Below are 8,287 nucleotides of genomic sequence, written 5' to 3'. Positions count from 1 at the left end.
GGCCAGCACGGCGGCGAGGGTGCGCGGCGAAGCGATCCCGCCAGCGGCCAGCACCGGGACCGATACGGCGTCGAGCACAGCGTCCAACAGCGGCAGCGTCGCGACTCTCACCTCGCCGTGGCCGCCGCCTTCGGCGCCGCGCGCCACCAGCACGTCGACACCGGCGTCCTGTGCTCGACGGGCTTCGGCGCCGCTGTATACCTGTGTCGCCGTGACGATTCCGGCGTCATGGGCCTGATCGACCCACGACCAGTCAGCACCGAAGCTCACCGAGAGCAACACGGGTCGAGCGGCCAACGCGGCGTCCAGCAACTCAGGCTCCTTGCGCATCACCCAGTCGACCAGCCCGATTCCGAAGGTCTCTGCTACGTGCCGCATTTCGGTGGTCAGCGACGCGACCGACCCGGCGCTGCCCATCCCGACCATGCCCAGTCCACCGGCGGCGCTGACCGCGGCGGCGAGCCGGCCACCGGCAACGCCTCCCATCGGCGCATTGACTATCGGCACTTGCAGGCCGATGTGCCGCGACCACGGCGTCGACAACATGAGCGACCGCTACCTCGTGGATAGGCTCTTGAAGACGGTCAGCATGACCACCGAATCCTCGACGGCCTGTAGGGAGTGCCGTTGCGGCGGGATCACGACATAGTCGCCCGTTCTGCCGTCCCACGCATCCTCTCCGGCGGTGAGGTGCACTTGTCCCTGCAGGACCTGCAACGACGCCTGTCCCGGGCTGTCGTGTTCGGACAGCTCATGCCCGGCAAGCAAAGCCAGCACCGTCTGCCGCAGTTCGTGGGTGTGCCCGCCGTGGATCGTGTGGGCGGCGCGCCCGCTGTGTGACTGCCGGGCCTCGGCCAACTTCTCGACGGCCAGGGCGGTGAGCGAGATGGATTCCATGAAGGCGCCTCCTCTAGTGACAAGTAGAACCCGGTTGTCAGCTGGATAGTAGGAGGATGCCTGCGACGGCCAGTGCAATCACCTTCGCCACCTCCAGACCGACATAGGCGTAATGCGCGTGCGAGCGCGGGGCCTCCAGGCCAGCTAGCACTTTGTCGGTTCGACGGTTGAGCCGCGGGCGCACCGCCAAGAGCTGGACGGCCAGCGCAACCAGTGCGACGGCCAACACAACGACGACACGCATCGGTGGATGCCCAGCGACGATGATGACCAGGATGGCGGCGGCGAAGACCACTTCAACGGCATTCAGGGCACGGAAGACCAAGCGCCCGATGCCCAGCCCGATCTGCAGCGTGACGTTCGGCGCGCGGAATTTCAGCGGCGCTTCCAGGAATGAAATTGCGCCGATCATGCCCAGCCAGAGGAACGTGACGGCGACAGCAACCGCCGAATCCGCGGTTCTCACAACGTCTGACCGGCTAGATCGTCCGCAGCAGCGCCTTTCTGCCTTTGACCCGCAACTTGTGCACCGTCGAGTCACGCAACTGCTCGATACGGGCAGCCATCTTGTCGCCGAGAGTCACCAGTTCGGCGTCACTGATCTGTACCGGCGGGGGCACCGGAATCATGTCCCGTTCCTCCTCGTCGGCATGCGCCTCCAACACGGTCGCGAAGGAATGCCATTCGTCTTCGTAGGAGGAGGCTGTCGGCGGGGTGCGCAGGAGCACCGAAAGCTGGTCGACGACCTGGCGGTGCTCGGCGTGCGCGACCGCAATCAACGAGCTGGCCTCGGCCAGCGCCGGGTAGAACAGGTCGTCTTCGATGCGGAAGTGAATGTCCAGTTCGACCAGCAGATCGTCGACATAGTCCTGCCGTTCTGCGGCGGTCGGCTGTGTTTCGCTGATCTTCTTGACGAGCCCTTTGAGTACCTTGTGGTGGTCTTGCAAAACGGTGTACGCGTTCACTTACCGACTCCCTCTCGCCGCCGCCGGGGCACGCTGCCCGTCGCCACGCAACTCGATCATCCCCTCGCTGATCCGCGCCTGATATCGCGGCAGCGGAGCGGCCGACGGCCCGCGGATCACCTGGCCGGATTCAACGTCGAATCGCGAACCGTGCCACGGGCATACGATTCGGCCGCGGTCAACCCAGCCGTCGCTCATCGGAGCGGCCAGGTGCGGGCAGAATTCGCCGAACGCCGCGACCCGGCCGTCACCGGTCCGGCACAGGACGACTCCCACGCCGTCGACCTCGACGCGCCGTGGTTCGCCATTTGCCAGTGACTCGACCGGCAGCACCGGCGTCCAGTCCGGTGTGTGCAGCCGCTCGCCGGATTGGTCGATGCCGATCCCTGAATCGAACACCAGAGCGCCGCCGAGGTAGCTGCTACTCACGGTGATGCCGTAGCCCAGCGCGCTGACCCCGATCCCACGAAGGTGCTTGCCGCGGCGGCGATCCCACCACGACCGGATGTAAAGAATGGTCGCCAGCACGTTGAGCAGGCCGTGCACCAGCCCGATGCGGCGGTCTTCTTCATGCGTGTGCTGCCAGTCGGTCACACCGGTAGCTGCTGAGCCCAAGTTCGCCAAGATCCCGAGCGCCAGCGCGCGGGAGGCGAATCGTGACGCGTCGAGGACTTCGGACTTCGGTCGGCCCGGCAGGACACTCAGCGCATCCAGTGCCACCGTCGTGCCGATCGCGCCGGTGGTCAACGATGCCAGCGGCGGATGCACCGGGTGCCCGAGCCAGACCCCGTTCAGCGTGTTGGCGACTCGGTCACGGGCTTCGCCCAGCGAGTTGTAAGCGAAGCTGAGCAGGTGCTCGAACCGGTAGCTCGGCCGATCCAGCCATTCTTGTTGGCCGATAACGGACAACGTCCGTGTCCCCAACTTGCGGAATTGCCTTTTAGGTAATTGCTCGACCACGTCGTCAGCCTTCCTCACGTGCAACGCGAATCTCGGCGCCATCGTGGCCCACGGTACCGTCCACGACCGAGGCCGACGGCCAACCGCCGTCTGTTCCAGAATTCGCCCAGCTGATTCACAGAGGCAGCAGATGATTGACGCGGGCCCGCGCGCCGTGGCCGGTGTTGACAGACGGTCCGGGCTCGGTCGGGCATTCTTATAGCCGTGTCGGTGGTGTCCTTACTGCAGACGGTTCCGCCCGTGGCGGTTTACCTCATCGTCGGCGCTGTGGTCGGAGTCGAGAGCCTGGGCATTCCGCTTCCGGGCGAGATTGTGCTGGTGACTGCGGCGATATTGTCGTCACGCCATGAGCTTGCGGTCAACCCCGTCCTCGTCGGCGCCGCCGGCGTAATCGGAGCTGTGATCGGCGATTCGACCGGTTACACCGTCGGTCGCCGGCTCGGCATGCCGCTCTTCGACTGGCTCGGCCGGCGATTCCCCAAGCATTTCGGCCCAGGTCATGTCGCGCTGGCCGAGCGAGCGTTCGACCGTGCGGGAACATGGTCGGTGTTTTTCGGTCGTTTCATTGCGCTGCTGCGCATCTTCGCCGGACCGCTCGCCGGAGCGCTGAAGATGCGTTATGCCCGCTTCTTGGTGGCAAATGTGTCCGGCGCCGTGTGCTGGGCGGGCGGCACGACAGCGCTGGTGTACTTCGCCGGGGTCGCCGCCGAACGCTGGCTGACCCGGTTCTCCTGGATCGGCTTGATAGTCGCCGTCCTGGGCGGTGGAATGGTCGCAATTTTGTTACGTAAACGAACTGCCCGCGCGGTCGCCGAGTACGAAAGGCGACACGGCCGGGAAACCGGCAAAACGACTGCCTGAACCAGTCGGCTGGAAATTGGCTCAAGCCCATAATGGCTGGTCAAGACTTTTAAAATACTCTCAGGCGCAAAGCATAGACACACCCAGGCGTGCCGTTACTAAACTGACATCCATTCAAGTAAAGTCTGTCTTCAGGAAATAGGACGGGCATTCACCCTGTCTTCAGACACGCAGGACGGGCATCCATCGCGGCGCCTTCGGCGCCAGTCGATTAGGAGTGCACCATGACCTTAGCCTCCGCAGACGCGTACCCCGGTACTCCCAACCACCTGGTGTTGAGCACTCGCCTGCTCGCCGAGTTGGGCAATGCCCACAGCAAGCTGAGGGCGACCACCCAGCGCGACGGCTCGGCCGTGATCGTCTACGCGGGCGGAGAGATCGACGCGTGCAACGAAATCACTTGGCGGCACCTGTTGGTCGAGGCGGCCGCAGCGGTCACCGCGCCCGGGGTTCTCGTCGTCGACACCAGTGGCCTCGACTTCATCGGCTGCTGCGCGTTCTCGGTGCTGGCCGACGAATTGGACCTTTGTCGCCAACGCGGTGTCGAGCTTCGCCTGACCAGCTGCCAGCCCGCGGTCTCGCGAATCGTCGGAGCATGCGGACTCGGTGACGTCCTGCCCGTCTATCCGAGTGTGGATTCGGCCCTGACGCTTGCGGCTGGAGTGCCGTCGCTCTAATCCGTGGCGTCCACACTGCCCAGAGTCGACTACGGCGTTGCCTCACGGCCGCGGGAACGCAGACGTCCTGAGTCAGCGATCAGCACGCTCTTGCCCTCTAGGCTGATCCAGCCGCGTGCGCTGAATTCGCCGAGTACTTTATTCACCGTTTCCCTTGCAGCGCCGACCAACTGGGCGAATTCCTGTTGGGTGAGGTCGTGAAATACCCGGGTGGCGTTTCGTTCCTCGACCCCAAACTGGCGAGCCAGCCCCAGAAGCTGCTTGGCGACGCGGCCGGGCACGTCGTTGAACACGAGATCAGAACGCTCATAGTCGGTGCGGCGCAGCCTGCGGGCCATTATCTGCAAGAGCCGTTGGCCAAGGACGGGATGTTGCGCGATCCAGGACAGCAGCACTTCGCGTTGCACAATCGCGGCGCGCGCGCTCGTCACCGCGGTCGCCGTGCAGCCTCGCGGTCCCGGGTCAACGGCACACATCTCACCGAACATGTCCGACGGGCCAAGAATCGAAAACAAGTTCTCGCGTCCGTCGGCAGCGCGGCAGCCGAGCTTCACTTTGCCCGACAAGATGATGTACAACCGGCTTCCGATCTCACCTTCGCTGAAGAAGGCCTCACCACCGCCCCGATCGACGGTCTCCAGTACACAAGTCAGCGCCGACACCTCTCGCGGGTCGAAACCGTAAAAGAGGGCCGCCTGAGGAAAAACTTGATTCACCACTCACACTCGCAGCCTCGTCGGCGCCGCCACTCACCCAATGAGCCCCGCTACTGACGCCACCCGGCCATACCCCGCATCGCTTACCTGCAAACGGTCTCTCGTCCTGGCAAGCCGCCGAGACGACGAGACGTCACCTGGCATGCTGAACCCATGGCTGGCAGGGAAGTCGACCGCGACCGGGCACGCAGTGCCGTGGAGGTGGTCAAGGAGCATCCGATACTGACGCTTTTCGCCGTGTCACCTTCGCTGATCCCGCTGGGACTGATTTGGTGGGTGGCCGGCGCGGGGTGGGCGATCGTGGCGGCGGTCGTTCTGCTGGTTGCCGGCGCGGCGGTTGTCGTCCGGAGAGGTAGCGCTCCAGCCTTTTTCGAATTATCAGCGCGGCCGTGAGCGTCGACCCTTCAGCTCCCTCTCATCGAGCACGCTCGGTGCCTGCACTCCCAGCGGTGCGCAGATCGTCGACCAGTGACTGGTATACCGCGTCGCGATTGTCACTGCGGTCGCGCAGCACCGCCGCCGGGTGAACGGTGGCCAACACCACCGGCTCAGGCCGCAGCTGGATACCGATGTCGGAAGGCAGCTGCAGGGATTCACCACGGTGAGCGGTCAGCCGAAATGCCCCACCCAGCAATGACTGTGCCGCCGTCGCACCCAGGCAGACGATCACCCGCGGCTGCACCGCCTCGATCTCGGCGAAGAGCCACGGCCGGCAGGCGACCACTTCGGTGCGGCTGGGCTTCTGATGGATCCGCCGCGTACCGCCCTTTCGGGTGAACTTGAAATGTTTGACTGCGTTGGTCTGGTAAGTCAACTTCGGGTCGACGCCCGCCTCGTCGAGCGCGCGTGCCAGCAGTCGTCCCGCCGGACCCACGAACGGCAGACCTTCGATGTCTTCCCGATCCCCCGGCTGTTCACCGATCAGCATCATCGGAGCATCGGAAAGACCATGTCCGAAGACGGTCTGCGAGGCGTCCTGATACAGCGAACAACCGTGACAACAATCGGCAGCCGCTTCCAGCGACTCCAGCGCGCGATCGTCGGGTAGGTAGAGCTCGGCGCCCGGCTCCTTGGCTTTGACCATGGCCGCGCTTCCGGCCTGCAGCCGTGTGTGGCTAGCCCTTCCCCAAGATGGCGTCGCGGGCCCGGTCCGTCATCGCCGCGAAGGGGCCTGCGGCCAAATTGGCCATCCGCGACTCGACTCCGTGCGGCCTGGTCGGCGCGATGGATTCGGCGAGCTTCACGGCGCGACTCAACCGCTCGAGTTCCTTCTCGTCCAACTCCTCGTGCAGCTTGGAGAACTCTTCTTTCTCCTCGCGCTCGGCGTGTTCGAGGACGGCGTCGCGAAGCTTCTTCAGCTGCTCGGTGAACTCGTCGGCGTCGACGTCCAGCTCTTCCAGCTTGCCGAGGACCGTCTTGGCTTCGTGTTCTTCCTCGAGCCGTTTTCCGACCACCTTGTCGCCGTCGGGTATTTTCCGCTTGGCGCGTGGGTGCACGATCTCTTCCTCGGCGGTTTCGTGCACCGCGAGCAGTCGCCGCAGCTCGATGAATGCCTTCTCCCGCTCCTTGCCGGAGTTGTCGAGCGTTTCGGCGAACAGCGCTCTGATCTGCTCGTGCTGGCTGGTGAGGAAGTCGACCACATCGGCGGGCGACTCGGCGGCATCGGCCATGGTTTGCTCCCGGATAGTCGTGAACTTCTGCGCAACGGGGCTGGTCGAGATGTTGCGCGTTGGCGCGGGCTACCCGTCGGGGCTGGCGGCCAAACGCCGTGCTAGTTCGTCGCCTCCGGCTCACCGCGACACGACGCTGCTGACTTGGGCCGAATGCGTTGCGCCGCAGCCTAATTGACATCGCCTTCCGGGCGTCACCGGAAGAGCGGGGATGCCTCTCGTCCAGATGCGGCCAACCGCGTTCGTTCAACTGCCGGTTACCGCCGATTCACAGGTGGCACCTAGCTCCAGCAGGTAGCGTCACACAGTGTCGCGACGGGCCCGTGACCCGCGGGACCTGCGGTGTTCTCCTCCGCAAGACCTGGTAGCCGGACCTTGGAGGAGTTAGTGGAACTGGTACTCGGTGTGTCAATGGCGCCGACCTCGATCCGCCTGCTGCTCGTAGAAGGCGAGAACGCCGACGGTGCCACTGTCGAGGAAGACAACCTCAAAGTCGCTACTGCCGATGAGGCTTCCACGCTCAGTGCGGCTGATCAGGTGATCGACGCGATCATGGGCACTCGGGAAGGCGCGGCGCACACCGGCTCCCGATTGATGTCGACCGGTGTCACCTGGACCGACAACGCCGAGGCCGCCGCTCTCCGCGATGCGCTCGCGGCCCGCAAGGTCGAGAACGTCATGCTGGTGTCGGCTTTCCTGGCCGCGGCCGCTCTGGCCCACACCGTCGGAAACGCGATCGGCTACCGGCATACCGCGATGTTGTTCATCGAGCCCGATACCGCGACGTTGGCCGTGGTCGACTCCACGGACGGTTCGATCACCGACGTCTACCGCCGTGCTCTGCGGGGCGGGCCCGGCGCCGATGCGGTTACTCAACTCATCGGAATGATCGTCGGGGTACACGCCCTGCCGTCGCGCCCCGGAGGTGTCTTCGTCGTCGGCTCCGGCGTCGATGTCGCACCGATCAAGCTAGGGCTGGAAGCGGCGACCAGATTGACGGTGATCGTGCCGGAGGAACCGGAGATGGCGCTAGCCCGCGGCGCGGCGCTGGCTTCGGCGAACGCGCCGCTGTTCGCCTCGTCCACCGCGGCGCTGGCCTACGCGCAGGATCCCGGCACCGGGGCGGTCGATCCCTACGCCGTCGCGCCCAGATACCTGGCGGCGCACGACGCAGCGTTCGGAACCGGCCTCGGCGTCGAAGACCTGCTGGCCTACAGCGCTGTCCCGGACGAGGAGGCCGACGCTGAGACCGTCATCCTGAACCGGGCCGACGAATGGGACAGCGGCCTTCACCATGCTGTCGAGCACGTCGCGGCTCCGCAGCGGAGGCCGATGTTGCTGACGGGCAGCGCCCTTGCGGCGACGATCGTCACCGCAGCCGCCCTGGCGCTGGTGATCACCCTGGCGATCAACATCCGCACGACGGTTGCCTTGCGACCGGTTCCGGGCCAAGCCCTCATCGTCCCGGCAGCGCAGCCACCGGCACCGGCGCTGGCCCAAGCGCCCGCCATACCGGCGGCACCCCTGCATCTGCCGGTCGC

The 8,287-nt window shown here is 65.3% G+C and carries 12 protein-coding genes; 4 read left to right on the top strand and 8 right to left on the bottom strand.

All coding sequences use genetic code 11. The features are described from left to right. The 5 genes from WA317_RS17930 to WA317_RS17910 all read right to left on the bottom strand — a co-directional run. Positions 1 to 546 (bottom strand): nitronate monooxygenase (locus tag WA317_RS17930; RefSeq protein ID WP_425174315.1); only part of this gene is annotated, 546 nt, incomplete at its 3' end. 9 nt (positions 547 to 555) lie between these two features. Next, entirely contained in the window at positions 556 to 897 is a 342-nt protein-coding gene (locus WA317_RS17925; protein WP_425174314.1) for a cupin domain-containing protein, read from the bottom strand. 37 nt (positions 898 to 934) lie between these two features. Next, positions 935 to 1,309, bottom strand: a complete 375-nt coding sequence (locus WA317_RS17920; RefSeq protein ID WP_425174316.1) for a hypothetical protein — start codon at positions 1,307 to 1,309, stop codon at positions 935 to 937. A gap of 67 nt (positions 1,310 to 1,376) precedes the next feature. Beyond that, on the bottom strand, positions 1,377 to 1,862 hold the full coding sequence (locus tag WA317_RS17915) for a hemerythrin domain-containing protein (RefSeq protein ID WP_425174313.1): 486 nt from the start codon (positions 1,860 to 1,862) through the stop codon (positions 1,377 to 1,379). Next, positions 1,863 to 2,864 (bottom strand): Rieske 2Fe-2S domain-containing protein, encoded by a 1,002-nt coding sequence (locus WA317_RS17910; RefSeq protein WP_425174312.1) that lies wholly within the window; start codon positions 2,862 to 2,864, stop codon positions 1,863 to 1,865. A gap of 162 nt (positions 2,865 to 3,026) precedes the next feature. On the opposite strand from WA317_RS17910, the gene WA317_RS17905 reads away from it, so the two are divergent. Both WA317_RS17905 and WA317_RS17900 read left to right on the top strand, forming a co-directional pair. Continuing rightward, positions 3,027 to 3,683 carry a DedA family protein gene (locus tag WA317_RS17905; RefSeq protein WP_425174311.1) on the top strand — a complete coding sequence of 219 codons (657 nt, stop codon included), beginning with the start codon at positions 3,027 to 3,029 and terminating at the stop codon, positions 3,681 to 3,683. 224 nt (positions 3,684 to 3,907) lie between these two features. Next, positions 3,908 to 4,360 (top strand): anti-sigma factor antagonist, encoded by a 453-nt coding sequence (locus tag WA317_RS17900; RefSeq protein ID WP_425174310.1) that lies wholly within the window; start codon positions 3,908 to 3,910, stop codon positions 4,358 to 4,360. Between the two features lie 29 nt (positions 4,361 to 4,389). On the opposite strand, the gene WA317_RS17895 is transcribed toward WA317_RS17900, so the two are convergent. After that, the gene (locus WA317_RS17895; RefSeq protein ID WP_425174309.1) at positions 4,390 to 5,076 is read right to left on the bottom strand and encodes a Crp/Fnr family transcriptional regulator; all 687 of its coding nucleotides are present in this window, start codon (positions 5,074 to 5,076) and stop codon (positions 4,390 to 4,392) included. A gap of 153 nt (positions 5,077 to 5,229) precedes the next feature. Here WA317_RS17895 and WA317_RS17890 point away from each other — a divergent pair, with 153 nt between their 5' ends. Then, a complete protein-coding gene (locus WA317_RS17890) occupies positions 5,230 to 5,469 on the top strand; it encodes a hypothetical protein (protein ID WP_425174308.1) in 240 nt (79 codons plus the stop codon). A 22-nt stretch (positions 5,470 to 5,491) separates the two neighbouring features. Here WA317_RS17890 and WA317_RS17885 read toward each other — a convergent pair whose 3' ends face one another. Together WA317_RS17885 and WA317_RS17880 are read right to left on the bottom strand one after the other, a co-directional pair. After that, positions 5,492 to 6,160 (bottom strand): UdgX family uracil-DNA binding protein, encoded by a 669-nt coding sequence (locus tag WA317_RS17885; protein WP_425174307.1) that lies wholly within the window; start codon positions 6,158 to 6,160, stop codon positions 5,492 to 5,494. A 31-nt stretch (positions 6,161 to 6,191) separates the two neighbouring features. Further along, positions 6,192 to 6,746, bottom strand: coding sequence for a hemerythrin domain-containing protein (locus WA317_RS17880; protein ID WP_425174306.1), 555 nt, complete (start codon positions 6,744 to 6,746; stop codon positions 6,192 to 6,194). A 411-nt stretch (positions 6,747 to 7,157) separates the two neighbouring features. Between WA317_RS17880 and WA317_RS17875 the strand changes: the two genes are divergently transcribed. After that, on the top strand, positions 7,158 to 8,287 hold a 1,130-nt coding region (locus WA317_RS17875; RefSeq protein ID WP_425174305.1), incomplete at its 3' end, for a DUF7159 family protein.

Source organism: Mycobacterium sp. (genome assembly GCF_049802695.1).
GTDB lineage: Bacteria > Actinomycetota > Actinomycetes > Mycobacteriales > Mycobacteriaceae > Mycobacterium.
Note: the sequence above shows the minus strand (reverse complement) of the source record. Positions and strands in the feature narration are given on the sequence as shown.

Excerpts from the sequence above, each read along its gene's own strand:
- WA317_RS17925 (WP_425174314.1), bottom strand. The coding sequence starts at position 897 with ATGGAATCCATCTCGCTCACCGCCCTGGCCGTCGAGAAGTTGGCCGAG.
- WA317_RS17920 (WP_425174316.1), bottom strand. The coding sequence starts at position 1,309 with ATGATCGGCGCAATTTCATTCCTGGAAGCGCCGCTGAAATTCCGCGCG.
- WA317_RS17910 (WP_425174312.1), bottom strand. The coding sequence starts at position 2,864 with ATGGCGCCGAGATTCGCGTTGCACGTGAGGAAGGCTGACGACGTGGTC.
- WA317_RS17900 (WP_425174310.1), top strand. The coding sequence starts at position 3,908 with ATGACCTTAGCCTCCGCAGACGCGTACCCCGGTACTCCCAACCACCTG.
- WA317_RS17890 (WP_425174308.1), top strand. The coding sequence starts at position 5,230 with ATGGCTGGCAGGGAAGTCGACCGCGACCGGGCACGCAGTGCCGTGGAG.
- WA317_RS17885 (WP_425174307.1), bottom strand. The coding sequence starts at position 6,160 with ATGGTCAAAGCCAAGGAGCCGGGCGCCGAGCTCTACCTACCCGACGAT.
- WA317_RS17880 (WP_425174306.1), bottom strand. The coding sequence starts at position 6,746 with ATGGCCGATGCCGCCGAGTCGCCCGCCGATGTGGTCGACTTCCTCACC.